Origin of the sequence: Micromonospora sp. NPDC051006 (assembly GCF_044456245.1) — a bacterium.
In the GTDB taxonomy this organism is placed as follows: domain Bacteria; phylum Actinomycetota; class Actinomycetes; order Mycobacteriales; family Micromonosporaceae; genus Micromonospora.
The window spans coordinates 19143-42589 of the sequence record NZ_JBITFP010000038.1; the positions used below are offsets into that span (position 1 = coordinate 19143).

Consider the following 23447-nt stretch of genomic DNA (forward strand, 5'->3'; position numbering starts at 1 on the left):
CATCGATGCGTACGTCTGTGCGACCCGGCCTGTGGCCGGACGGACGTTGACACCCTCGGGCGGTGCCTGCGTGAATGAGCCGACCGTCCGCCTTCGGCAGGTGACAGGAGTTCCGCGTGCCCACTGCCCGACCGTCGCTTTCCGGCCCCGGCCCCGATCCGGGCCGGCGGCGGATGCTCGCCGCGCTGCTCGGGGCACCGGTCCTCGCCGCCGGCGGACTCACCGGGTGCAGCACCGGCCCGGCCGCCACCGAGACCCGCGACGAGCCGGTCGTGCTGTCGGTCTTCTGGTGGGGCAGCGCCAAGCGGGCGGAGCTGACCGAACGGGCGCTGCGTCTCTACAGCGAGCGCAACCCCCGAGTCAGCTTCCGGGTCACCTGGCAGGGCGTCGACGGCTACTACGACCGGCTGGCCACCCAGGCCGTCGGCGGCAATCCGCCCGACCTCATCCAGCTGGACGACAGCGTGCTGAGCGAGTACACCCAGCGCGAGATCCTCCTCGACCTCAGCGACCACGTCGCCCAGAGCCGGCTCGACCTGACCGGCCTGCCCGACGGGCTGGTCCGCTACGGCCAGGTCGACGGCCGGACGATGGCCGTGGCCGGCGGGCAGACGGCTGCGGCGGTGGTCTTCAACCGGGACCTGCTACGCGAACTACGGCTGCCCGAGCCCCGCACCGGGATGTCCTGGGCCCAGTACATCGGCTGGTCCGAGCAGGTCACCCGAGCCAGCCAGGGGCGCGTCGCCGGCACCATGGATCCGTCCGGCGACTACCGGGCGCTCTGGCTCTGGCTGCGCGGGCAGAGCGCGGAGCTCTACCGCGGCCGGCAGCTGGGCTTCGGCACCGGCGAGCTGGTCAGCTGGTTCGACCTGTGGCGGCGTGCCCGCGCCGGACGGGCCACCCCGGCCGCCGCGCTCGTCGAGCAGGCCGACAGTGGCGAACCGGCCCGGCAGTTGGTGGTCTCCGGGCTGACCGCGGCGTCCTTCGCCTGGTCACACCAGCTGCCCGAGCTGCAACGCCTGACCAAGGCGGAGCTGGGGCTGGCCGGCTTCCCCGGCTCCCCCGCCGCCCAGTGGGCCCGGGCGTCGATGTACTGGGCGGTCTTCCGTGGCAGCCGGCACCCCGACGTGGCGGTCGACGTGATCAACTTTCTGACCAACAACGGCGAGGCGGGCGCCATCCTCGGCCACGAGCGGGGGCTCAGCCCGAGCCAGCCCGTCCGGCGTGCCCTCGAGGGCAGCCTCACCGACCGGGCCCAGCAGCGCGCAGCCGCCCTCGGCACCAGCCTCGGCACGGCCATCGGACCGGCCCCCGTCCCGCCGCCCAAGGGGCACGCCCGGGTCCGCACCCTGCTCGTCGCCGCCGCCGAGAGCGTCCGATCGGGTGGGGTCGGTGCCCGCGCGGCGGCGACCCGCTTCCTCGCCGAGGCCGACGCCGCGCTCACGGGATGACCGACGCCCACCGCGGGTCAGCGCGGCGGACCACCGCGGCGGTTGCGCATCATGCGCAGGAGCAGCAGCACGACCACCACGACCACTACGGCGCAGCAGAGCAGACCTATGAAGCCGAAGCCACCGCGCGACCGGCGCCGGGCCGCCTCCACCACCAGCTCACCGGTCCCGCTCGACGCCCACGCCGCCGCCGGTACGAACACCGCGAGCACCACCGTACTGAGGACCGCGCCGAGCCGGCCCCACCACTTACCGAAAGAAGACATGCCCACATCCTCGCCGAGAAACGCAAACACGGCAGCACGGTGGACCGTAACGCGCGGGACGGCGGGCGGATGACAACCCCGAAGCCCACCGCCGAGGGATGACCGGCGCGAAATCGCCCAGGCCGGACGCTCCTGACGCGGTCCAGCCCGGGCGCGTCACCCGCACGAAGGGTCGTCGAAGTCGGCCTCGCCAGCACGGGTCATCTCGAACGAAGCCGTCGGTGAACCGGATCCGGCGAGCACGCCGTCGGCGGCGAACGTGGTGAGGGACGTCCGGATCCGGAGCAGGTCGGCGTCCCAGTCGCCGTCGAACTCGTTCAGTCTCGGCCCGGACCGCTCAACGTCCGGACGGGTGTGCAGCGAGAAGCGGGTCCCGAGATAGTTGCTCGGGTCCCCCCAGACCTCGTACCTCTCGACCTCGGGCCCGTGGCAGACCTTGAAGGCGCCCTGAAGATCCGGGCAGTCGCCGCAGCGGTCGGTCGCGCTGGGTTGGTCGTCGGCCAGGTGCAGGACGATCCGCCGCTCGTCGCCGGGCCCGTACGGCACGACGCCCTGCCAGTAGCCCGTCAGTGCCGGCTTGCCCGGCAGGGCCAGGGCCCACGGGTTCGCCGCCCAGTGGATCCCGTAGACGGCGCCGACGCCGACGACTATCAGCCCGATGAACAGGGCGAAGAATCGCACGTGGTTGGGCTTGCGCCGCGGTCGGACGGCCATCCGAATCTCCTTCGGGTCGGCCCACACCGTACGCGCCACGATCGTCCGCCCGCCGCCCCGTCAGAGCCGGGAACGGAAGAACCCGGGCCCCATGTCGGGACCCGGGTTCTTCTCTTTCGTAGCGGGGACAGGATTTGAACCTGCGACCTCTGGGTTATGAGCCCAGCGAGCTACCGAGCTGCTCCACCCCGCGTCGGTAGCTCTACTCTACCCCACGCCGTCGACCGAGATCCGCAGGCCCACTTATTCGCCCGGACCGGGGTCCGGACGACCCCCGATGCCGGACCGGCGGGTGCCCGGCCCCGCAGCGAGACGGCGCCCCGGCCGACCGGGATACGGGCCCTGAGTCGGACCTCCGGGGCGGGGCCGCGTCGTCCGACCGTCGCCCGGGGTGAAGGGCCCGCGCCGTCCCCGGTGGCACGACACGGTCGCGGTCCATTCTCGACGGCCGGGGGTCAGGGTGGTCGACTCGCGTGCTGACGAACCCGCGACCGGTAGCCGGCTGCGCCTGACGGTATGCGGGCGCGGGACCCGGTTCGGGACCAACAGCAAACAGCCCGCCCCCGGTTTATCGGGGACGGGCTGTTGAGCGGTGTTTCTCTCGTAGCGGGGACAGGATTTGAACCTGCGACCTCTGGGTTATGAGCCCAGCGAGCTACCGAGCTGCTCCACCCCGCGTCGGCTGAGTAACCGTAGCGCACCGACCCGGGGCGCCGCAAAACGACCTCCCGTCCCACCGCCGCCGACCCGGTTGACCTGGGCCGCAGTCAGTCGAGCCAGTCCTCGATCGCCCGCACCGCCCGGCGGCTGTCGGCGTCGACCTGGGCGCGCTCGGCGGAGGTGTTCTCCCAGCCCTGCTCCCAGAGCACCGTCACCACGTCACCGATGCGCACCGCCCGGACCAACCGGACCTGGTCGTCACCCGGTTCGCCCATGCCCTCCGGGTACGGCGCCCGCATCTCGAACAGCACCGACTCGTCCCCGTACTCCCCCGGGTCCAGCAGCCGCTGCCGCCAGGTCACCCCGGTCTCGTCGGGCCCCTGCCGAGGGCAGTCGCGGACGGCCTGCCGCAGCTCCCGCAGCACGTCGTCGGCGCGACCCGGCCGGTAGATGGTGATGCTGTGCATGTAGCTGCCGTCCGGCACGTTCCCCCGGGGCGTGCTCGCCAGCTTGTAGGCCAGGTTGCGGGCGCGGCGCTGCACCACCGCGGACTCGCTGGGATAGCGGGCCGCGCAGAGCGTCGGCAGCAACGGCGTCGCGAGCGCCGTCTCCAGGCCCGTCCGGTTCGCGGCCGCCAGGACGAAGAACGCCCGGTCCGGGATCGAGGTGGGCTGGCGGCGGGTCGGCGCGGCGCTGGTCGGTGCCGTCGACGGCGCACCACTCGGCCTGCTCGGCACCGGCGTCGAGGCCGACGGCGACGCGGACGGGCGGGGTGCCGGGCTGGTCGGCACCGGTCCGGGGGTGTCGGCGGGCGGCGGCAGCGGCGTGGGACCGTCCGCCGAGAACACCAGCCGACCGCCGGCGGCCACCCCGCCGAGCAGCAGCGCAACCACGAGCGCGGTCCCGGCGACCCGGACGCGGGCCCGACGGTCGGCGCGCCGCCGGACCAGCTCGGGGTGGGCCAACTCCTGGCCGTCGGCGGTGGCGGTGAGCGACCGGTAGAGGTCGGAGAGTTCAGGTGACATCGTTCGCCTCCAGCTCCACGGTGGAGAGGTCGGGCAGTAGCGCGGCGAGCCGGGCGCGGCCCCGGGACAGCCAGGACTTCACGGTGCCGACGGCGACCCCGGTCTCCCGGGCGATCTCCTCCACCGGCATGTCGAAGAGGTAGTGCAGGGCCAGAGCCTGCCGCTGGGCGGTCGGCAACTGCCGCAGTGCGCGGACGAGCAACACCCCGTCCTCGCTCGGCGGGGGCGCGGTAGCCGGCGGTCCGGTCCGGCTCAGCACCCCACGCCAGCGGTGCAGGTGCCGCCACCGGTCGGTCGCCAGCCGGGCGACCACCAGTCGCAGCCACGCCTCCGGCGCCGGGTGCGCCGAAAGCGTCCCCCACTGCCGCCAGGCTCGGGCGTACGCCTCCTGCACGAGATCCTGCGCCTCGGTGTGGTCGCCGGTGACCGCGTAGCCGTAACGCAGCATCCGCCGGGCGGTGCTGCGGTAGAACTCGTCGAAGCTCTGCGCGTCCCTCACGACTGTTCCCCCTCGTCCGCGCCCCGTTGCAGTGAGGACGGCGCACCGGTGCCCGCGGTTGCGGGCTGCTCGGCCCCGGTCGGAAGGGCGACAGACGGGCGTGCCGGCCGGACATGGCGGAGCCCCCGCCGTCGGGACCGGATGCGGTCCGACGGCGGGGGCTCCGAGAGCTACCCGGGGGGCGCGGCGGGTCAGCCGCCCGACCCGGCGGGCGGGCTGCCGCTCGGCGACGCCGGTGGGCTGCCGCTGGGGGCCGGGCTGGTGCTCGCGGCCGGCGTGGCCCGTCCCTGAGCCTGCTGGAAGGCGGTGAGCGCCTCGTCCAGCGCCTTGAGCGCCCGCCCGTACCGCTCGAAGTCACCGGACGCCTGGGCGGCCCGGACCTCGCTGATCGCCGCCTGCACCCGGTCCGCCGCGGCGGCCAGTTCGCCGGTCAGCGGCGGCGGGTTGTTGTCGCCTCCGGTGGGGGGCGACGGCGGAGTACCGCCGGTGGTCGGCGGCGGCGCGGTGCCCGGCGCGGCCCGCTTGCCCTGCTCGACGAGCTGCTTGATGCCGTCGGTGATGTTGTCGGCCAGCGCCACGAAGGAGCCGCCGTCACCGTAGGAGAGCAACACCTTCTGCAGCAGCGGATACGCGTCCTGCTGGTTGCTCTTCACATAGACCGGCTCGACGTAGAGCATCCCGTCGCCGAACGGCAGCGAGAGCAGGTTGCCGTACTGCACCTGGGCCTGGTTCGAGGAGAGCAGGTTCAGTTGCTGCCGGATGTTGGCGTTGTTGGTCATCTGCTGGTGCACCTGCACCGGCCCGGAGATCCGGGTCTGGTCGGGCAGTTCCAGCACCTCCAGCTGTGGCTGCCCGTCGACGTACGAGCCGGTGATCAGCGCGGCCAGGTTCTGCCGGCCGTTCGGGGTGACCGCCGAGGTGAGCTGGAAGCGCGGCCCGTCCTGACCCGGGAACTCGGTGAAGAGGTAGTACGGCGGCTGCGTCTGCCCGCTGTCCGGCGCGTCCGGCACGTTGGGCACCTGCCAGAAGTCCTGGGCCGAGTAGAAGTCACCCGGGTTGGTCACGTGGAACTTGGTGAGCAGGTTGCGCTGCACCTTGAACAGGTCGGCCGGGTAGCGGAAGTGGGCGGCCAGGTCGGCCGGGATGTCCTTCTTCGGCAGCACCAGGTCGCCGCCGAACGCCTTGTTCCAGGCCTTCAGCACCGGGTCGGTCTCGTCGAACTCGTAGAGCCGGACGGTGCCGTCGTAGGCGTCGACGGTGGCCTTGACCGAGTTGCGGATGTAGTTGACGTTCTCCCGGGCCAGTTGGAAGGTGCCCCGCCCGGTCAGCTCGTCGGTGGTCTCCTCGCGCAGGTTGACCCGCTCGGCGTACGGGTAGGTCGCCGCGGTGGTGTAGCCGTCGACGATCCACTGCACCCGACCGCCCACCACCGCCGGGTAGGGGTCGCCGTCCAGCGTCAGGAACGGCGCGACCTTCTCCACCCGGTCCCGCGGGTTGCGTACGTAGAGCAGCTTCGAGTCCTCGTTGACCGCCCCGGAGAGCAGGAAGTTCGACTCCTGCTCCTTGATCGCGTAGAGCAGCCGGCGGGTGAACGAGCCGATCTCGACGCCACCGGTGCCGGTGTAGGTGTAGGACTCGCCGCCGCCCTCACCGACCGGACGGTCGAACTCGGCCTTCTTCTCCGGGTCCTGCTGGCCGACGATCGCGTAGTCGCCGTCCTCCATCCGCTCGCCGTAGTAGATCCGCGGCTGGGTGGCCGGGATCTGCTCGGTCTGCGAGGAGCACGCCTCCTGGGTCTTCTCGCCGAGGAAGCCGGAGACGAAGAACGGCTGGCCACCGCAGACCACCTGGTTCGCCGGAGCCGCCACCAGGCCGTAACCGTGCGTGTACACGGTGTGCCGGTTGATCCAGGTGTTCTGCTGGTCGGTCAGCTCGCCGTAGTTGATCTCGCGGACGCCGACCACGTAGTCGGAGGTCTTGCCGTTCACCCCGTACCGGTCGATGTCCAGCTTCGGACCGAAGTCGTAGAACCCACGCACCTGCTGGAGCTGGGTGTACGTCTCGCTGACCAGCTGCGGGTCGAGCAGCCGGACGTTCGGCACCACCGAGGTGTCGGTGGCCAGGCTGGCCGGCGGGGTGAGGTTGCTCGCCGCGTACGGCGTGGTCTTCGTGGCCTGCAGGCTGAACGCCGTCCGGGTCGCGTCGATGCTGCGCTGGATGAACGGCGCCTCCTTCTCCTTGGCGCTCGGCTTCACCTCGAAGGTCTGCACGGCCCACGGGTAGATGCCGCCGATCGCGACCGCGGAGACGCCGAGCAGGGCGAGCGAGATGCCGGGCCAGACCAGGTTGCGCATCCAGGCGTTGGAGAAGACGAGGATCGCGATCGCCACCACGATGGAGATGTAGGCGAGGATCTCCTTCGCCGGCAGCAGCGCGTTGACGTCGGCGTAGCCGGCGCCGTAGAGCTTGGCGCCCTCGTTGTACTCGAGCAGCATGGCCCGCCGGTCCAGCACGTACGCGACCGCCTTGAGCAGGACGAAGACCGCGACCAGCGTGCTCAGGTGGGCCCGTGCGGCATTGGTCATCCGGTCGCCGACGCCCTGCAGCCGGACCCCGCCGAAGATGTAGTGCACGGCGAGCGCGCCGACCACGGCCAGCACCACCGCGGTGAAGGCGACGCCGAGCAGATAGCGCCAGAACGGCAGCTGGAAGACGTAGAAGCCGACGTCCACCCCGAACTCCGGGTCCTTCACCCCGAAGTCGCCGCCGTTGCGGAAGAGCAGCCACTGGTTCCACCGGCTCTGTGCGGAGAGACCGGCGAAGAGGCCGACGACGCCGGCGACGAGGGTTATCCAGAGGCCGAGTCGCGGGCCGAGCGCCATCCGGTAACGCTCCAGGGTGGCCTGCTCGACCGAGTGCGGGCGCAGCCGCGGGCGCATCCGGTGGGCCAGCCAGAGGTTGCCGCCGACGACCACCGCCATGGCGAGGCCGACGGTGAGGAAGAGCAGCAACCGGGTGACGAGCACCCCGGTGAAGACCTCGGTGAAGTTGACCTCGTCGAACCAGAGCCAGTCCGTCCAGGCCTGCACACCCCAGCCGAGCAGGGTGAAGAGCACGAACACCCCGACCAGGACGGCGATCGTGACGCGACCGCGCCTACTCATCCTCGGCAGGGGGCTGCCGCTACGCATGACCACTGTTGGCTCCGCACGCTCGATGTGATCGGCTCCGACCAGGCACCCAGAGTACGGGGTGTTCCTGAATGCGGCGGCCCACGGTCACGCGGCATCGCCACGCATTGTGTCCGACCCCCTGCCGCCAGCCTCAGCAGCGGGTCGGCTGACCGCCGGCGCGCAGCGTCTCGAGAGCGGTGAGCGCCTCGTCCAGCGAGCCGACCTTGAGCAGCGGCAGGTCCGGCTGCGGGTTGCGAACGGCCTCGGCGCAGTTGTCCGCCGGCACCAGGAAGACCTTCGCCCCGGCGTGCTTCGCGCCGACCAGCTTCTGCGCGATCCCGCCGATCGGGCCGACCTTCCCCTCGTCGTCGATGGTGCCGGTGCCGGCGATCACTGCGCCGCCAGTCAGGTCCGCGGGGGTCAGCTTGTCCACGATGCCGAGCGCGAACATCAGGCCGGCGCTCGGCCCGCCGATGTCCTCCAGGGCGATGCTGAGGTTGAACGGGTGCGGCTGCTGCTGCTCGATCTCGACGCCGATCCGTGGCCGGGCGTCCTGTTCCCGGCTGGTGACCTGGGCGGTCGCCGGCGCACCGACGCGGGTGTAGCCGATGGTCAGCGCGCTGCCGGCCGGCTTGGCCCGGATCAGTTCGGTGAGCCGGGCGGCGACCGGCACCGGCTGGCCGTCGACCGACGTGAGCACGTCGCCGGGCTTGAGCACCCCTGCCGCCGGGCCGTCCGCGGCCACCGTCTTCACCACGACCTGCACCGGGAAGCCCAGCTCCCGCAGCGCGGCGGTCTCCGCGCTGGTCTGCGAGGCGGCGAAGTCCTCGGCGTTGCGCTGCTCGACCTGCTCCTGCGACTCACCCGGCGGGTAGATCAGCTCCCGAGGCACCACCGCCTCGTCCTTGGAGAACCAGCCGGCGATGGCCGAGCGGAGCTTGACCGAGGGCTGCACGCCGACCGTGGTGAGCCGCAACTGCCCGGCCGAGGTGGAGGTCGCCCGGCCGCTGACCTGGATGACCTCCTTACCCTTCTCGGTGCCGAGAGTGTTCACCGTCGGCCCGGGGCCGAGCACCACGTACGGGATCGGCGCACCGAGCACACCGATGCTGAGCAGGGCGGTGAACAGGGCACCGAGCAGGACGGTCAGGCCGCGACGTCTCATGCGGCAGAGCGTACCGACCGGGCGGCGCCGCTCCGGCAACCCGCGGGAACGACTTCGCCCTCAGCGCAACGCCAGCGACACGACCTGGGGCGTGGCGCGCGTACCGTAGAGCTCGTGCCTGATATTCCGTTCGGTTTCGCGCTCCCGGGTGGGCAGCCACCAGACCCCAACGACCCGGCGCAGATGCAGCAGTTCATGTCGCAGTTGCAGCACCTGCTCTCCTCGCCGGGCAGCGGGCCGGTCAACTGGGACCTGGCCCGGCAGGTAGCGGCGAGCCAGCTCGCCGCCGCGGGCGACCCGGCGGTCTCGCCCTACGAGCGCAACGCGGTGGAAGAGGCGCTGCGCCTCGCCGACCTGTGGCTCGAACCGGCGTCCGCCCTGCCGTCCGGGATCCAGACCTCGGTGGCCTGGAACCGGAACGAGTGGATCTACAAGACGCTCGACGTCTGGCGGAAGCTCTGCGACCCGGTGGCCAGCCGGATGGTGGGCGCGATGGGCGACCTGGTGCCGCCGGAGGCCCGGGCCCAGCTCGGCCCGATGCAGTCGATGGTGGCCACCCTCGGTGGCGCCCTCTTCGGCGGTCAGCTCGGCCAGGCCCTCGGCTCGCTCGCCGCCGAGGTGCTCTCCGCCGGCGACATCGGGCTGCCGCTCGGTCCGGCCGGCACCGCCGCGCTCATTCCGGCCAACATCCGGGCGTACGGCGAGGGCCTGGAGCTGCCGGAGGACGAGGTCCGCCTCTACGTCTCCCTGCGCGAGGCCGCCCACCAACGGCTCTTCCAGCACGTGCCGTGGCTGCGCGGGCACGTGCTCAGCGCGGTGGAGATGTACGCCTCGGGCATCCGGGTCAACCGGGAGGCGATCGAGGAGGCGATGGGCCGGGTCGACCCGACCGATCCGGAGTCGATGCAGGCGATCGCCCTGGAGGGCATCTTCACCCCGGAGGACACCCCGGCACAGAAGGCGTCGCTGGCCCGGCTGGAGACCGCGTTGGCGCTGGTCGAGGGGTGGGTCTGCCACGTGGTGGACAGCGCCGCCAGCGACCGGCTGCCCAACGTGGTGCGCCTGGCCGAGGCGTTCCGGCGCCGCCGCGCCGCGGGCGGCCCCGCCGAGCAGACGTTCGCCGCCCTGGTCGGCCTGGAACTGCGTCCGCGCCGGCTGCGCGAGGCGGCGGCGCTCTGGGCCGCGCTCACCGAGCACCGCGGCATCGCCGGCCGGGACGCGCTCTGGGGCCACCCGGATCTGCTCCCCTCCGAGGACGACTTCGCCGATCCGGTGGCCTTCGCGATGGCCCAGCTCGACCTCGGTGAGCTGGAGACCTTCGACTTCACCGCGCCCGGCGGCCCGGAGGAGCAGGCGCCGGGCGGGCCGGAGCGACCGGACGACACCGACGGCGACAGCCGCTCCTGACCCTCCCCCGACCGGCCGGCACCGCTTCCAGGCGGTGCCGGCCGGTTCGCTGTCCGCCCGATCAGCCGGCTTCACGGCTGATCCGCCAACCAGTCGCGCAAGATCGGCTCGCGTTCCTGGATGTCGGGGTGTCTGCGGGCTCGGTCACCCCGACTTCCAAGCGGGCGAGTCGATCACGTTCGGCGGATCGACGGGCTCGCTGTTCGGCGGGTCAGCCCGGCTGGCCGGCCCCGGAGAGCAGCGCGCGAGTGGTCTCCCAGCCCTCCACCGCCGGGTCGAGAGCGGCCAGGTCGACCGGGCCGCGCAGTCGACGCCACGCCGGGGTGACCGAGAGGTCGTTGGGGCGCGGGGCGGCGGCGCGGACCGTCGTGGGCAACGACCGGTCCAGGTCGATCACGGGCAACCAGTCGGGTACGGGCAGCCGTGCGGCGACGCCGAGCAGCCCGGGCCCGACTCCCTCGGCCGGCGCGACCGCGACCGGGCGGCTGGTCAGCGGGCGGAGCAGCTTGCCGATGGTGAGGCCGGGCAGGTCAGGCGCGTCGGCGGCGATCACGGCCGCCTGGTCGTACCCGGTCAGCGCCGCGAAGACGGCGTTCGGCGTGGGTTCCGGCACCTCGTAGACGGCCATGTCCGGCCAGGTCACCGCGTCGGCGAGCGACCGGTCGGCCGGGGTGACGGCCACCGCGGTGTCCACCTCGTTCAGCATGGCGAGCAGGTCGACGGTGTCCTCGGCGAGCGCGTGCCGCCACCGCCCCGGCTCGATGCCGGGCGGCGCCCACGTCACCGGCCCGAGCAACGCCACCACCACCCGCCGCACCATTCCCCGACCCTAACCCTCCCCCGCCGAAATCACTCCGGCCGTCGCCCTCCGACCGCGAGACCCGGTCAAGCCGTGTTGGACCGGATGCGGGCCGGGCCCGGAGGGCTGCTCAGTCGGCCAGGGCGGGGACGCAGGCCGCCGCGGCGACGCCCTCCAGGTAGCCGCGGGCCCGCTCCGCACGGGGGTACCGGCCGACCAGGGCCCAGAACGCGGCGTTGTGGCTGGGCACGATGAGATGGGCCAGCTCGTGGAGCAGCACGTAGTCGATCACCCAGTCGGGCATGTCCTGCACCCGGTGCGAGATCCGGATGCTCCGGTCCGCCGGCGTGCAGGAGCCCCAGCGGCCGTTCTGGTTGGTCACCCACCGGACGCTCGCCGGCACGGCCTGCCGGCCGTATTCGGCGAGGTAGGCGTTGATCAGTCGGTTGGCCCGGCCGAGCAGCTCGGCGTCGGAGCGGGCCAGCCGCCCTTCCCGGGCGGCGAGCCGGGCCAGCATGCGGTCGACCCACTCGCTCTCCTCGGCCCGGGAGAACTGGTCGGGAATCAGGACGACGACCCGCTCACCGTCGCGGTAGGCGGACACCGTACGTCGCCGGCGCTGGCTGCGCCGCACCTCGACGACCGGCTTGCGCGCCCCTGCCATCACAGACCCGCGCAGCCTCGATTTGCTGCCACGAGGGAAAGCTACTGCGTAGTGACCAGGGGTCGGAAGGGTCAACCCCGCGACACGCGCCCGGAAGATGGTGATTGGTCGCCAGGAGTCCCGAAAAAATTCTTGGCAGACCAACGCGAAGCGTCACCGTCACCCTTCGTGGCGGCCCACTCGGTCACCACCTGGGGGATCTTCGCTTCCTCCCCACGGTAGGTGATCACCCCGCCCGGGCGGCGCCCGGGGGCCCCCGGAGGGGGCATCTGGGCCAGTTCGGTCGGCGTGTCCCCGCCAAACTGACTTATCCGACGTTATTCGCCGTGCACACTCTCGTCGTCGGCTTCCTCACAGTGTCGATGCACAGCTGACATGGAACTGCCCAGACCTGGGTAGGGTCCGCGGACCAGCGGTCACGTGCGTGACCGCGGAGATAGACCCAGCGCCGGCGCCCCGTGTGGCCCGCCGCCGGGCAACCCGCCGGGACGGCATCGGCCGGCGGACGAGACGAGGAGGGCACCGTGGCCGACCAGGCCCAGACCTACAACGGTTACTGCGTCAAGTGCAAGGAGAAGCGGGACTTCGAGGGGCGCGTCGAGGTCTCGAAGACCGGGATGAACATGGCCAAGGGCAAGTGTCCGGTGTGCGGCACAACAGTGAACCGCATCCTGGGCAAGGCCAAGGTCTGACCCGGAGCGCGGGTACGGGGGAGGAGTGGCCGACGGCCACCCCTCCCCCGTAGTCGTCACGGTGGGCCTACTGTCGCCTCCCGGACAGGACGCCCAGCGGGCTGTGGATAACCCGCGATTTCCTGTGGACAGCCCTGGACAGAGCCCTCCGCACCTGTGGACAACGATCGACCGAGCGCATCGACGCGGTCACGATTCGTTGTCATGACCCGTGTCGCACTCCCCCGCCCCACCCTGCTGCCCGGCCTGACCCGGCTCTGGCGGGACCGGCACACACTTCAGCTCGGCGTCGGCCCGGAGCGGGCCGTCCTGCTCGAGATCGCCAATCCGCGCGCCGCCCGGTTGTTGGACCTGCTCGACGGCACCCGCAGCGAACGCGGCGTGCTGACGCACCCGGTCGCCACCGACGTGGGCACCGACGAGGTCCGTACCCTGCTCGACACCCTGCGGGCCGCGGGCCTGCTCGTGCCGCGGCACACCCTGCTGCCGCGCGACCTGGCCGGGCCGACCCGGGCCCGGCTCGGCGCCGAGGCCGGCGCGCTCGCCCTCGCCGCCGCGCGGCTGCCCGCCACGCCGGCCCAGGTGCTGCGCCGCCGGCAGGCCGCCCGGGTGCTGGTGACCGGTGCCGGTCGGCCCGGCGCGGCACTGGCCGTGGCGCTCGCCCAGGCCGGTGTGGGCCAGGTCACGCCGGAACTCGCCGGCCCGGTACAGCCGGCCGACCTGGTCGGCACCGGCATCCCCGCCGCGGATCTCGGGCGCCCGCTCGCCACCGCGGTGCGGGAGGCGATCGACCGGGCCGCCCCCGGCACCGGCGGGCACCGAGGTCACCGCGGCCGGGCCGACCTGGCGGTGCAACTCGGCACCGACCGGCCGGCGGCCCTGCTCGCCGCCGGCTACGCCCAGCGCCGCCTGGCGCACCTGCTGGTCACCCTGCGGGAGGACGTGCCGGTGATCGGCCCCCTGCTCCGCCCCCCGGTCGGGCCCTGCCTGAACTGCGTCGACCTGCACCGGGCCGACCGTGACCCGGACTGGCCCCGACTCGCCGCCCAGCTCACCGGCGACGGCCCGGCCCCGGCGTGCGCCACCGCCACCCTGCTCGCGGCCGTCGGATTCGCGGTCGCGGAGGCGCTGGCGCACCTCGACGGCGGGGCCCCGGAGACGACCGGCGGAGCCGTGGAGGTCGTCGGCGCCGGCCGGTTCCGCCGCCGGAGCTGGCCGCCGCACCCCGGCTGCGAATGCTCCCGCCGACGGCGCTGAAACCGGTCGCATGCTCCGGCGAACCCCGGGCAGCGGCCGTCGCGGTGTCCGCCGACGCCCGGTGTCCGCCCGACCGTCCGGACCAAACGACAGTCGCCCGGCCGCTCAGCAGCCGCGGGCCGGCCAAGTCGGTAACAATGACCGGGTGACCGACATCCCACGCCGGGCCGTGTCCCGGACCGCCAAGCTCGCCGCACTGCCGCTCGGCTTCGCCGGCCGGACCGTCCTCGGCATGGGAAAGCGCGTCACCGGGCTCGCCTCCGACGTGATCTCCGCGGAGATCCAGCAGCGCACCGCGGAACAGCTCTTCAGCGTCCTCGGCCAGCTCAAGGGCGGCGCGATGAAGTTCGGTCAGGCGCTGTCGGTGTTCGAGGCGGCGCTGCCGGAGGAGATCGCCGCGCCCTACCGGCAGGCCCTGACCAAGCTCCAGGAGGCCGCCCCGCCGCTGCCGGTCGCCAGCGTGCACAAGGTGCTGACCGAGCAGCTCGGCCCCGACTGGCGGGACCGGTTCGTCGAGTTCAACGACACCCCGGCCGCGGCGGCGAGCATCGGGCAGGTGCACCGCGCGGTCTGGCGTGATCCGGGGTACGGCCCGGGGGGCGCGCCGCACCACCGGGACGTGGCAGTCAAGATCCAGTACCCGGGTGCCGGCGAAGCCCTGCTCGCCGACCTGAAGCAGCTCTCCCGGCTGGGCGGGATGTTCCGGGCGATCCAGCCCGGGCTGGACGTCAAGCCGCTCCTGGTGGAGCTGCGGGAGCGGATCACCGAGGAGCTCGACTACGAGCTGGAGGCGGAGTCCCAGCGCGCGTTCGCGGCCGCGTACGCCGACGACCCGGAGATCTACATTCCGGCCGTGGTCTCCGCCGCGCCCCGGGTACTGGTGACCGAGTGGGTGGAGGGGACGCCGCTCGCCGACATCATCCGGGAGGGCACCGAGGCCCAGCGGGACGAGGCGGGCCGGCTGATGGCCATCCTGCACCTCTCCGCGCCGCAGCGGGCCGGTCTGCTGCACGCCGACCCGCACCCGGGCAACTTCCGGCTGCTGCCGGACGGCCGGCTCGGGGTGATCGACTTCGGCGCGGTGGCCCGGATGCCGGAGGGCACGCCGGAGCCGATCGGTCGGATCGCGGCGCTGGCCCTGCGTAACGACGCCGAAGAGGTGGTCGCGGGCCTACGGGCAGAGGGCTTCATCAGCGCCACGGAAGAGATCGACGCCGAGGGGGTGCTCGACTTCATCCGTCCGATGCTGGAGCCCATCTCGGCCGAGGAGTTCCGGTTCACCCGCGCCTGGCTCCGGGGTGAAGCCGCCCGGCTGGCCAGCCCCCGCTCCCCCACCTACCAGCTGAGCCGGCAGCTCAACCTGCCCCCGTCGTACCTGCTCATCCACCGGGTGACGCTGGGGTCGATCGGGGTGCTCTGCCAGCTGGAGGCGAAGGCGCCGTACCGGGGCATCCTGGAACGCTGGCTGCCGGGCTTCGCGCCGGTCGGCTGAGCACCGGCGCGCGGTCGTGGATTGAGAAGCGGGGGGGGGGGGGGGGGGGGGGGGCGCGGCCCCCCCCCCCCCCCCCCCCCCCCCGGTTCGGTGGGTGGTGTCAGAGAAGGCCCAGGTCGCGCGCCGCCTGCTTGCGGCTGTTCAGCGCGATGGTACGGGCGGATCGGGTTGCCTCAGTGCTCGTGGTGATACGACCGGCCTGAGGCCGGCGCATTCGAGCCCGGGACAACGCTTCGTGGAGTAGTTGCATCTCGATGGCTCCGTTCGGGACGTGCAGCATGGTGTTCTCGCTCGCTACCGGCGTGACACCGGCGTAGTTGGGACGGATCGGGTTCATGTCAGGCCGCCAACCGGACCGCGTTACGCCCCTGGGACAGCCCACTGGCCGCCAGGCGCGCCTCGGCCTCGACCCGCAGCGCGGCGTCGCGGGCGACGTCTTCCTTGCGCGGACGGCCACGGGGCCGCTTACGCGGAACGACCGCGCCACGCTCGAAGATCTCGCCGCCCCAGACGCCCCAGGGCTCGGCCCGCTCCACCGCACCGGCGAGGCACTCGACGCGCAGCGGGCAGTCCCCGCAGAGCGACTTGGCCAGCTCGAGCTCGGCGGGCGAGTCGGAGAACCACAGGTCGGGGTCGAACTTCCGGCAGGGCAGGTTCGCCTCCAGCTCGACGCTCACCTCGAGTGGGGCCAACGCCAGACTCATCGCCCGGTCACCTCTCTCTCACTTCGATCTTGTGGATCGCTACTTCCGACTACTTCGGCGGGGCAAAAAACTGAGGCCGCGGATCCCGGTAAGCGGGTTCCGCGGCCTCGAGGTGAGCCGGTGGTCTGTGATCAGACCGGTCTACCTCGAGGTGGAACGCCGCGGACATCCATGCGCTTCTTGGCGACATTGATGCCCATGCCCGTGGAGCCACTGGTGCCCTCGACTCCGAACGGCGCGACGGTCAGGTTCAGCTCGGCCTGAACCTGGACCTGGTGCACCTGCGGAACCGACGGTCGTGCGGCGGTAAGGGCAACCCGGACAGCCGACAGCGGAGCGCAGGCAGCTGGCATCGCCGCCGGACGCTCATAGGTGAAGATCTCCACGGGTGCCACCTCCCTCACGTTCCTCGTATCGACTGGGTCTCGCCCCCCGTGAGCAGCCGGAATGGCGCTGCTCGCGAGGTGTGTCCTGAGGCTATTCCTCGCCACGGGGCGAGGGCAAACGAATTTACGACGAGATTTCGAAAGTTTTCTCCGGGCAGACGTCGTCGACCGTCGCGCCGCCCACGAGGGCCAACACCGACTCGCCGTAGAGCCCGAGTTTGCGGGGCCCGATCCCGGCGATGGCGATCAGTTCCTCCGCGCGCCGGGGCCGCCGCTCGGCGAGCGCGGTGAGCGTGGCGTCGGTGAAGACCACGTAGGCGGGGACCTTCTGCGCTCGGGCCACCCGCTGCCGCCAGTCGCACAGCCGCGCGTGCAACTCCTCGTCCAGGTCGGACGGGCAGGTCGCGCAGCGGCCGAGCTTGCGGTCCGGGCCGGCGAGCAGGGTCGCGCCGCAGATCCGGCAGGAGACGATCTGGGTACGGCGGCGCTCCGGCCGGCCGGCGGGTCCCGTGCCGCGGGCCCGCTCGACGCCCCCGGAGCGGTCCAGCTGGGGCAGGAACCGCGACGGCCGCCGGGCCCGCCCGCCCGGAGAACGCGCCGCGGCGTACGACATCCAGAGCCACTCCCGGGCTCGGGTGATGCCGACGTAGAGCAGGCGGCGCTCCTCCTCGACCTGCTCGACGGTCTTCGCGTAGGTGGTGGGCAGGGTGCCCTCGGAGAGCCCGACCAGGAAGACCGCGTCCCACTCCAGCCCCTTCGCCGAGTGCAGCGAGGCGAGTGTCACCCCGTCCACCGTCGGTACGTGCTGCTGGCTGGCCCGGTGGTGCAGTTCGTCGGTGAAGCCGGCCAGGGTCACCGGGCGCTCCACCGACGCCGCCTCGCCGATCGGGAGCACCTCGGGCGTGGCCGCGTACTCCTCGGCGAGCTGCACCAATGCGGCGAGCGCTTCCCAGCGTTCCCGGGCGGCGCCACCGGCCGGAGGCGAGTCCGGCGCCCAACCGACCGCGGCGAGGGCCTCGACCACGGCGGTCGGCAGCGGGGTCTCGCCCGGGATCGAGCGGGTGGCGGCGCGCAGCGCGATCATCGCCTGGCGCACCTCGGCGCGCTCGAAGAACCGCTCCGCCCCCTGCACCACGTAGGGCACCTCGGCCTCGGTGAGCGCCTTCTCGTACGCCTCGGACTGGGCGTTGGTGCGGAACAGCACGGCGATCTCGCGGGCCGGGGTGCCGGCCTCGACGAGCGCCCGGGCGCGCGCGGCCACCGCGCTCGCCTCGGCCGGCTCGTCGGTGAAGATGCGCAGCTCGGGCTCGGGGCCGGGCGGGCGCTGCCCGCTCAGCTCCAGCCGCAGTCGGGCCTCCGCGCCCCGGGCCTGGGAGATCACCGCGTTGGCCAGCCCGACCACCTGCGGGGTGGACCGGTAGTCGCGGACCAGCCGGACCACCACCGCGTTGCGGTGCCGGCGCGGGAAGTCGACCAGGTAGGACGAGGTGGCCCCGGTGAAGGAGTAGATGGTCTGGCTGGCGTCACCGACCACGGTCAGGTCGTCCCGGCCACCGAGCCAGGCGTCCAACAGCCGCTGCTGCAGCGGGTTGACGTCCTGGTACTCGTCGACCACGAAGTGCCGGTACTGCGCGCGCACCTGCTCGGCGACGTCGGCGTGCTCCTCGATCCCCCAGACGGCGGCACGCAGCATGTCCTCGAAGTCGATCACCCCGTTGCCGCGCTTGATCTTCTCGTACGCGGCGAACACCTCGGCGACCTTTGCCGGCTCGTGCGGGGTGTCGCGCAGTCCCTTCGCCGCCGCGACCACGTACTCCCCCGGCTCGACCAGGGACGACTTGGCCCACTCGATCTCGCCGGCCAGGTCGCGCGCGGCGGCCCGGTCGGTACGCAGGCCGACGCGGGCGGCGGCGAGCGTCACCAGCCGGACCTTGCTGTCCAACAGCTCGGGCATGGCCCGGCCGTCGAGCAGCCGGGGCGCGAAGTAGCGCACCTGCCGCAGTGCCGCCGCATGGAAGGTGCGTGCCTGCACGCCGGCAGCCCCGAGCTGGGTGAGCCGGTGCCGCATCTCGGCGGCGGCCCGGGCGGTGAAGGTGACCGCGAGCACATGCCGGGCGGAGATCTCCCCGGTGAGGGCCCGGTAGGCGATCCGGGAGGTGATGGCCCGGGTCTTACCCGTGCCGGCGCCGGCCAGGACGCAGACCGGGCCGGCCGGCGCGGTCACCGCGTTGCGCTGCTCGGGATCCAGCCCGGCGAGCACCCGCTCGGACGCTGAGTGAACCACCACAGCCAGGAATTCTCGCAGCCGCCCCGGACGTTGCAGCGATTAGCCTCGGCTTGATCGGCAAGCCACCGGGTGGAGCAGTTGGAGGATCTGACCATGCTGACGATGTATTCGACCTCGTGGTGCGGCTACTGCCACCGGCTGAAGTCGCAGCTCGACCGGGAGGGCATCGGGTACGAGGTGGTCGACATCGAGCAGAACCCGGAGGCCGCGGACTTCGTGATGGGCGTCAACGGCGGCAACCAGACCGTGCCGACCCTGCGCTTCGCCGACGGCAGCTCGCTCACCAACCCGTCGATCACGCAGGTCAAGCAGCACCTCGCCAGCATCGCCGCCTGACCCGCACCCAACGCGAGGGTGGCCGTCCCCCCGGACGGCCACCCTTTCCGTGTCTGCCGTGGCCCACCCGGACCGTTGATCATGAAGTTATCTCCCGCGGCGCCGGCGTGTCGCGGCGAGAACCTCATGATCGACGGGAGTGGTGGGGCGGCGGGGGGCCGGGATGTGGGGTGTGGATGGGGGTGGGGCGCTCAGGTGGCGGCCGCGCCAGAGGTAGCCCCCGGCGAGCAGGGTGGCCAGGCCGATCAGCAGGAAGAGCAGTCGGTAGTCCAGCACGCCGACCAGCAGCGCGCCGGCGCCGATCGAGACCGCCTGCGGTCCGCTGATCACCGCCTCCGCGGCAGCCGTGACCCGGCCGAGCAGGCGGGGCGGGGTCCGGCGCTGGACGAGCGTGTTCAGCCCGACCATGGTGAGCGGCAGCGAGACGCCGGCCAGCAGCACCGCCGCCGTCCCCAGCCGGAGATCGGGGTACGCCAGCATCAACGCGGCCGGCGCGAAGAAGGCGACGCCGACGGCGAGCGTGCCCACCTCGCCGAGGCGGCGGACCGCCCCGGCCGAGCAGAGCCCGCCGATCAGCCCGCCGATCCCCTGCACGGTGACCAGCACGCCGACGAACGCGGCGTCGCGGCGCAGTCCGTGGTCGACGTACGCGAAGATCAGCGACTCGGTGAAGCCCATCACCAGCGAGCCGAAGCCGTAGCCGAGCAGCGCCCGGCGCAACGCCGGCTCGCCGGCGAGGTGCCGCAGGCCGGCCCCGAGCTCGGCGGTCCAGCGCGGCCCGGCCCGGGACGGCGCCTGTTGCGTCGTGCGCAGCGCGGCCACCACGACGGCGGCTGACAGGAATCCGACCATGCCGATCGCGGCCAACACCCCGCCGCCGACCGCCGCGTAGAGCCCGGCGCCCGCCAGCGGACCGATCAACCGCAGCCCCTGGCGTACGGTCTGCAGCACGCCGTTCGCCTCGGCGAGCAGCTCGACCGGCACCAGCTCACGGATCAGCCCGTTGAGCGCGGCGCTGAGGGTCAGGTAGGAGAGCCCGTAGAGGGCGGCCACCGCGTAGATGATCCACACGTCGGTCCGATCCCGCACCAGGAACAGCGGCATCAGCAGGACCGCGGTCACCAGGTTGGCCACCACGAAGAACGGCCGGCGCGGGTAGCGGTCGACGAACCAGCCGATCAGCGGCGCCAGGGTCATCGGCGCGATGATCGCGAAGATGGTGCCGCCGGCCATGCCGTTCGAACCGGTCAGGTCCTTCACCCAGATGGCGAGCGCGAGCAGGAGGATCGACTCCGCGGTCATGCTGGCCAGCAGCCCGCCGAAGAGCAGGCGGAACTCGGGTCGGCGCAGGACGGTGCGCATGGATCCTCCGGCTTGCGGTGGTGCGCCCGGTGGCGGGCGCGGTCGGGGTGGCGCGTGCCTCGCGGCCCGGTTCGTGCGAGGCCACAGCGTCCACGGTCCTCTTTTCTGCAAGACACGCCCTCGCCGGAACGTCCGACGCCGGTCGCGCCGTCCATACTGACGGTGGGGGGCGAATTTCATACAGTTACCGTCGCGTCTGCGGCGGCCGACGGGAAAGAGGTCGTCGTGCCTCCTGCCTCACCCAGCCCGATCCTGCGCCGTCGCAGGTTGGGCACCGAGCTGCGCCGGCTGCGCGAAGCCGCGGGCCTCACCGGAGACCAGGTCATCGAGCGGATCGGCTGGGCATCCGCGTCCAAATTGTCCCGGTTGGAGAATGGCCGCAGCCGGCCCGACCCGGAGGACGTGCGGGACCTGCTCGACCTCTACGGCGCCGGCGAGGCGCTCCGCGGCGAGTTGCTCGGCATCACCCAGGAGGCCGGCGACATCCGTGGCTGGCTGAAGAACTTCCCGGTGATGACCCAGCAGCAGCGCAGCTGGGCCGAGCTCGAGGCGGGCTGTGCCGAGATCTCCGAGTACAACCCGGTGCTGGTGCCCGGGCTGTTGCAGACACCCGGCTACGCCCGGGTGCGGATCGTCTCGGCCCGCCAGGTCGGGGCGGGCGCCGGTGACCCGGAGCCCACCGACGAGCCGGAGACCGAGGTGCAGGCCCGGCTGGCACGGCAGTCGTTGCTGACCAGGGCGCCCGACGCGCCGCGCTACACGGCGGTGCTGGAGGAGGCGGCGCTGGGCCACCGGGCCGGCCCGCCCGACGTGCTCCACGAGCAACTGGTCCAGCTCTGCGAGCTGGCGCTGCTGCCCAACGTCACCCTGCACGTGCTGCTCCGCGACGCGCCGATCGGCGATTTCTACCTCCCACCGACCGCGTTCTCGCTCTATCGGTTCGCCGATCCCCTCGATCCGGAGACGGTCGCCATCGAAGGGGGGTTCACCGACGTCATGTCGACCGAGGCAAACGGCCTAAATCGCTATAAAGTGGTGTTCGAGTGGCTATGCACGGCGGCGCTTCCCGCCTCGGACACCCTCTCCTGGCTGATCGACGCGGCGGGACGGCTGACCGAGGCGGGAAGCCCGTCCACAGTGGCGTACGGGCCGGCAACGGCGCCGGCCCAGCGCCGCCGCTATTCGGGGCGGCTGACGGAACGGTGATCCACGGGGGACCCTCCGTTTCGCGTGCGACACCACTCGACCCATCGAAGCGGTTCGAATGGAGCAGAACCATGAACGAGATCCGCAACACGCCGTCCGTACCCGGCCAGAACCTGGCGGACGCCCCGTGGCGTAAGAGCACCCGCAGCCAGACCTCCAACTGCGTGGAGGTCGCGCCGCTCGGCGGCGGACCGGCGGCGGTCGCGCTGCGGGACAGCAAGGACCAGAGCGGCCCGGTGCTGCTGTTCAACCGGGCCGGATGGCTGGGCTTCATCACCGGTGCGAAGAAGGGACAGTTCGATCTGGACTGACCCACCGAGAGGCACGGGGCCGTCGGCACGATGCCGGCGGCCCCGTCGCATGTGGCCCCGGCACCCCCGCTGATCAGGCATCCGCTGATCGGACGAGGCTCCACACCGATAGTCGTGTTTCAGTTGCCGAGATGAACACGCGGCGTAACATGGCGACAGAGTGACGTGGAACTTCCACACCGGCTCATCAGTCGCGGTTCATCGGAGACCCTCATGCGGTTCCTGATCGTTCGCACCGACATCCGCTCCGTCGCCGACGGAGACATCGCCGCCGCCTGGGCCGGCGGTCATCGGCTGCGGGACGAGACGACCGCGCCGGAGCCGCGCCGGCAAATCGTGCACGCCGACGACCGGGACGCCGCGCTGATCCTGGCCCGGGCCCTCGCCACGGTGGGCGCGGTCCGTGCCGGCCGGCAGCGGGTCAAAGTGCTGCCGCTGAGCGAGCCCGGATCCGGCCGCTGGCACCGACCGGATCGCACCGCCACCTGAGAGACGTCCGTCGTGGCCGGACCGGCTCCCCCGCCGTGTTCCTCGCCCACCGACCACGACGGTCCGTGTTCCCGGCCTGTGACCGCCGCGGCAACGACGGTCACAGGCCGGGACCGTGTCCAGCTCCGTCCGACGGTTCCAGCCAGCCGTCCAGCCAGCGGTGGATCAGGAACAACGCGATCGAGGACGGTGGCGGGAGCAGCAAGCGGGCGCCGCCGCCGACGTCCACCGTCCGCCCGGCCAGCGCCGCGCCGATCTCCTGACGGGAGAACCACCGGGCGTACGCGATCTCGGTGGGGTCGATCCGCACCGGGTGCTCCGGATCGGCCGTGGCGAGAAAGCCCAGCATCAGCGAGCCCGGGAACGGCCACGCCTGGCTCCCCACATACGTGATCCGCTCGACCCCGACGCCGACCTCCTCGCAGACCTCGCGCAGCACCGCGGCCTCAGCCGACTCGCCCGGCTCGACGTAACCGGCCAGGCAGGAGAAGCGGCGCTCGCCGGCGGTGCCCGGCCAGGCGGCGTTGTTGCCCAGCAGGCACCGCCCCTCCGGGCCGGGCATCCCGTCGTGCACCAGCACGATCATCGCCGGATCGGTACGCGGCCAGATCCGCACGCCGTTGCGGTCGATCCGCGACCAGCCGGCCTCGTCCATCTCGGTCGGCGCGCCGCTCGCCGACGAGTAGCCGTGCCGCAGGTGCCAGTTGAGCAGCGCCAGCGCGGTGGTGAAGAGGCCGGCGTCCCGATCGCTGAGCAGGTGGCCCACGTCGCGCAGGCCGACCGCGCGGGTGCCGGGCAACGCCGGCAGCGGGACGTCCACGGCAAAGACCGGAACCCCGTCCGGCTCGACCCCGAGGAACATCGCGGTCGCCTCGCTGCCCGGTGGCAGCTCCCCCGCGCCCAGCAGCACCACCGGCGGCGGGGTGCCCTCGGTGCGGATCAGGGTGCGGCCCTCCGCGGTGGAGTCCAACACCAGCACCCGACCCCGCAACCACGCCTCGGCCAACCAGACCGGGTCGGTCCGGCGGTGCGCGGCCCGGTCCAGCGTGGAGCGGGCCAGCGGCGGCGCGGTCTCCCCGCTCATGCCGACCCCTCCCTTCGG

Annotated in this window: 23 protein-coding genes and 2 tRNA genes; 9 read left to right on the forward strand and 16 right to left on the reverse strand. The window is 72.6% G+C overall.

The features are described from left to right. Window positions 1-116 precede the first annotated feature (116 nt). Window positions 117-1451 (forward strand): ABC transporter substrate-binding protein, encoded by a 1335-nt coding sequence (locus ACIBBA_RS32655; protein WP_396702623.1) that lies wholly within the window; start codon window positions 117-119, stop codon window positions 1449-1451. A 17-nt stretch (window positions 1452-1468) separates the two neighbouring features. Here ACIBBA_RS32655 and ACIBBA_RS32660 read toward each other — a convergent pair whose 3' ends face one another. The 8 genes from ACIBBA_RS32660 to ACIBBA_RS32695 all read right to left on the reverse strand — a co-directional run bounded on the left by ACIBBA_RS32660 (window position 1469) and on the right by ACIBBA_RS32695 (window position 8953). Then, window positions 1469-1717: a hypothetical protein gene (locus tag ACIBBA_RS32660; protein WP_396702625.1), complete on the reverse strand. Its 249-nt coding sequence runs from the start codon at window positions 1715-1717 to the stop codon at window positions 1469-1471. 156 nt (window positions 1718-1873) lie between these two features. Then, window positions 1874-2431 (reverse strand): hypothetical protein, encoded by a 558-nt coding sequence (locus ACIBBA_RS32665; protein ID WP_396702627.1) that lies wholly within the window; start codon window positions 2429-2431, stop codon window positions 1874-1876. A 119-nt stretch (window positions 2432-2550) separates the two neighbouring features. Continuing rightward, window positions 2551-2624, reverse strand: a tRNA-Met gene (locus tag ACIBBA_RS32670). A gap of 411 nt (window positions 2625-3035) precedes the next feature. Next, a tRNA-Met gene (locus ACIBBA_RS32675) sits at window positions 3036-3109 on the reverse strand. Between the two features lie 89 nt (window positions 3110-3198). Then, entirely contained in the window at window positions 3199-4116 is a 918-nt protein-coding gene (locus ACIBBA_RS32680) for a hypothetical protein (RefSeq protein ID WP_396702629.1), read from the reverse strand. Then, the gene (locus ACIBBA_RS32685) at window positions 4106-4615 is read right to left on the reverse strand and encodes a SigE family RNA polymerase sigma factor (protein ID WP_350871601.1); all 510 of its coding nucleotides are present in this window, start codon (window positions 4613-4615) and stop codon (window positions 4106-4108) included. Before ACIBBA_RS32685 ends, ACIBBA_RS32680 begins: the two co-directional genes overlap by 11 nt. 191 nt (window positions 4616-4806) lie before the next feature. Next, window positions 4807-7812 (reverse strand): UPF0182 family protein, encoded by a 3006-nt coding sequence (locus tag ACIBBA_RS32690; protein ID WP_396702631.1) that lies wholly within the window; start codon window positions 7810-7812, stop codon window positions 4807-4809. Between the two features lie 127 nt (window positions 7813-7939). Continuing rightward, complete coding sequence (locus ACIBBA_RS32695; protein WP_396702633.1) at window positions 7940-8953, reverse strand: PDZ domain-containing protein; 1014 nt, start codon at window positions 8951-8953, stop codon at window positions 7940-7942. A 114-nt stretch (window positions 8954-9067) separates the two neighbouring features. Between ACIBBA_RS32695 and ACIBBA_RS32700 the strand changes: the two genes are divergently transcribed. Continuing rightward, on the forward strand, window positions 9068-10360 hold the full coding sequence (locus ACIBBA_RS32700) for a zinc-dependent metalloprotease (protein WP_396702635.1): 1293 nt from the start codon (window positions 9068-9070) through the stop codon (window positions 10358-10360). 211 nt (window positions 10361-10571) lie between these two features. On the opposite strand, the gene ACIBBA_RS32705 is transcribed toward ACIBBA_RS32700, so the two are convergent. Together ACIBBA_RS32705 and ACIBBA_RS32710 are read right to left on the reverse strand one after the other, a co-directional pair. Then, the gene (locus tag ACIBBA_RS32705; RefSeq protein ID WP_396702637.1) at window positions 10572-11180 is read right to left on the reverse strand and encodes a hypothetical protein; all 609 of its coding nucleotides are present in this window, start codon (window positions 11178-11180) and stop codon (window positions 10572-10574) included. Window positions 11181-11289: 109 nt separating this feature from the next. Beyond that, the gene (locus ACIBBA_RS32710; protein WP_396702639.1) at window positions 11290-11823 is read right to left on the reverse strand and encodes a M48 family metallopeptidase; all 534 of its coding nucleotides are present in this window, start codon (window positions 11821-11823) and stop codon (window positions 11290-11292) included. A 524-nt stretch (window positions 11824-12347) separates the two neighbouring features. Here ACIBBA_RS32710 and ACIBBA_RS32715 point away from each other — a divergent pair. From ACIBBA_RS32715 to ACIBBA_RS32725, 3 genes are all read left to right on the forward strand, one after another. After that, window positions 12348-12515 carry a DUF5679 domain-containing protein gene (locus ACIBBA_RS32715; protein WP_012014940.1) on the forward strand — a complete coding sequence of 56 codons (168 nt, stop codon included), beginning with the start codon at window positions 12348-12350 and terminating at the stop codon, window positions 12513-12515. A 204-nt stretch (window positions 12516-12719) separates the two neighbouring features. Continuing rightward, window positions 12720-13772 carry a TOMM precursor leader peptide-binding protein gene (locus ACIBBA_RS32720; protein ID WP_396702642.1) on the forward strand — a complete coding sequence of 351 codons (1053 nt, stop codon included), beginning with the start codon at window positions 12720-12722 and terminating at the stop codon, window positions 13770-13772. Window positions 13773-13917: 145 nt separating this feature from the next. Next, window positions 13918-15264: an ABC1 kinase family protein gene (locus tag ACIBBA_RS32725; RefSeq protein ID WP_396702644.1), complete on the forward strand. Its 1347-nt coding sequence runs from the start codon at window positions 13918-13920 to the stop codon at window positions 15262-15264. Window positions 15265-15364: 100 nt separating this feature from the next. Here the strand turns inward: ACIBBA_RS32725 and ACIBBA_RS32730 are convergent, their stop codons facing one another. From ACIBBA_RS32730 to ACIBBA_RS32745, 4 genes are all read right to left on the reverse strand, one after another. Beyond that, window positions 15365-15601, reverse strand: coding sequence for a hypothetical protein (locus ACIBBA_RS32730; protein WP_350871591.1), 237 nt, complete (start codon window positions 15599-15601; stop codon window positions 15365-15367). Window position 15602: 1 nt separating this feature from the next. Then, window positions 15603-15968: a WhiB family transcriptional regulator gene (locus tag ACIBBA_RS32735; protein WP_350871589.1), complete on the reverse strand. Its 366-nt coding sequence runs from the start codon at window positions 15966-15968 to the stop codon at window positions 15603-15605. 131 nt (window positions 15969-16099) lie between these two features. Further along, window positions 16100-16354, reverse strand: a complete 255-nt coding sequence (locus ACIBBA_RS32740) for a hypothetical protein (RefSeq protein ID WP_396702647.1) — start codon at window positions 16352-16354, stop codon at window positions 16100-16102. Between the two features lie 124 nt (window positions 16355-16478). Then, a complete protein-coding gene (locus tag ACIBBA_RS32745; RefSeq protein WP_396702649.1) occupies window positions 16479-18641 on the reverse strand; it encodes an ATP-dependent DNA helicase UvrD2 in 2163 nt (720 codons plus the stop codon). A gap of 93 nt (window positions 18642-18734) precedes the next feature. Between ACIBBA_RS32745 and ACIBBA_RS32750 the strand changes: the two genes are divergently transcribed. Then, window positions 18735-18977, forward strand: a complete 243-nt coding sequence (locus ACIBBA_RS32750; RefSeq protein WP_350871584.1) for a mycoredoxin — start codon at window positions 18735-18737, stop codon at window positions 18975-18977. Window positions 18978-19064: 87 nt separating this feature from the next. Here the strand turns inward: ACIBBA_RS32750 and ACIBBA_RS32755 are convergent, their stop codons facing one another. After that, window positions 19065-20339 carry an MFS transporter gene (locus ACIBBA_RS32755; RefSeq protein ID WP_396702651.1) on the reverse strand — a complete coding sequence of 425 codons (1275 nt, stop codon included), beginning with the start codon at window positions 20337-20339 and terminating at the stop codon, window positions 19065-19067. Between the two features lie 225 nt (window positions 20340-20564). Here ACIBBA_RS32755 and ACIBBA_RS32760 point away from each other — a divergent pair, with 225 nt between their 5' ends. The 3 genes from ACIBBA_RS32760 to ACIBBA_RS32770 all read left to right on the forward strand — a co-directional run bounded on the left by ACIBBA_RS32760 (window position 20565) and on the right by ACIBBA_RS32770 (window position 22345). Then, the gene (locus ACIBBA_RS32760; protein ID WP_396702653.1) at window positions 20565-21545 is read left to right on the forward strand and encodes a helix-turn-helix domain-containing protein; all 981 of its coding nucleotides are present in this window, start codon (window positions 20565-20567) and stop codon (window positions 21543-21545) included. Window positions 21546-21616: 71 nt separating this feature from the next. Continuing rightward, window positions 21617-21856: a DUF397 domain-containing protein gene (locus tag ACIBBA_RS32765; RefSeq protein ID WP_396702654.1), complete on the forward strand. Its 240-nt coding sequence runs from the start codon at window positions 21617-21619 to the stop codon at window positions 21854-21856. Window positions 21857-22069: 213 nt separating this feature from the next. Further along, window positions 22070-22345 (forward strand): hypothetical protein, encoded by a 276-nt coding sequence (locus ACIBBA_RS32770; protein WP_396702656.1) that lies wholly within the window; start codon window positions 22070-22072, stop codon window positions 22343-22345. 100 nt (window positions 22346-22445) lie between these two features. Here the strand turns inward: ACIBBA_RS32770 and nudC are convergent, their stop codons facing one another. Further along, the gene (gene nudC, locus ACIBBA_RS32775) at window positions 22446-23429 is read right to left on the reverse strand and encodes an NAD(+) diphosphatase (protein ID WP_396702658.1); all 984 of its coding nucleotides are present in this window, start codon (window positions 23427-23429) and stop codon (window positions 22446-22448) included. Between the last annotated feature and the right edge of the window lie 18 nt (window positions 23430-23447).

Excerpts from the sequence above, each read along its gene's own strand:
- ACIBBA_RS32765 (WP_396702654.1), top strand. The coding sequence starts at position 21,617 with ATGAACGAGATCCGCAACACGCCGTCCGTACCCGGCCAGAACCTGGCG.
- ACIBBA_RS32730 (WP_350871591.1), bottom strand. The coding sequence starts at position 15,601 with ATGAACCCGATCCGTCCCAACTACGCCGGTGTCACGCCGGTAGCGAGC.
- ACIBBA_RS32665 (WP_396702627.1), bottom strand. The coding sequence starts at position 2,431 with ATGGCCGTCCGACCGCGGCGCAAGCCCAACCACGTGCGATTCTTCGCC.
- ACIBBA_RS32680 (WP_396702629.1), bottom strand. The coding sequence starts at position 4,116 with ATGTCACCTGAACTCTCCGACCTCTACCGGTCGCTCACCGCCACCGCC.
- ACIBBA_RS32770 (WP_396702656.1), top strand. The coding sequence starts at position 22,070 with ATGCGGTTCCTGATCGTTCGCACCGACATCCGCTCCGTCGCCGACGGA.
- ACIBBA_RS32720 (WP_396702642.1), top strand. The coding sequence starts at position 12,720 with ATGACCCGTGTCGCACTCCCCCGCCCCACCCTGCTGCCCGGCCTGACC.
- ACIBBA_RS32660 (WP_396702625.1), bottom strand. The coding sequence starts at position 1,717 with ATGTCTTCTTTCGGTAAGTGGTGGGGCCGGCTCGGCGCGGTCCTCAGT.
- ACIBBA_RS32710 (WP_396702639.1), bottom strand. The coding sequence starts at position 11,823 with ATGGCAGGGGCGCGCAAGCCGGTCGTCGAGGTGCGGCGCAGCCAGCGC.
- ACIBBA_RS32695 (WP_396702633.1), bottom strand. The coding sequence starts at position 8,953 with ATGAGACGTCGCGGCCTGACCGTCCTGCTCGGTGCCCTGTTCACCGCC.
- ACIBBA_RS32705 (WP_396702637.1), bottom strand. The coding sequence starts at position 11,180 with ATGGTGCGGCGGGTGGTGGTGGCGTTGCTCGGGCCGGTGACGTGGGCG.
- ACIBBA_RS32735 (WP_350871589.1), bottom strand. The coding sequence starts at position 15,968 with ATGAGTCTGGCGTTGGCCCCACTCGAGGTGAGCGTCGAGCTGGAGGCG.
- nudC (WP_396702658.1), bottom strand. The coding sequence starts at position 23,429 with ATGAGCGGGGAGACCGCGCCGCCGCTGGCCCGCTCCACGCTGGACCGG.
- ACIBBA_RS32755 (WP_396702651.1), bottom strand. The coding sequence starts at position 20,339 with ATGCGCACCGTCCTGCGCCGACCCGAGTTCCGCCTGCTCTTCGGCGGG.
- ACIBBA_RS32750 (WP_350871584.1), top strand. The coding sequence starts at position 18,735 with ATGCTGACGATGTATTCGACCTCGTGGTGCGGCTACTGCCACCGGCTG.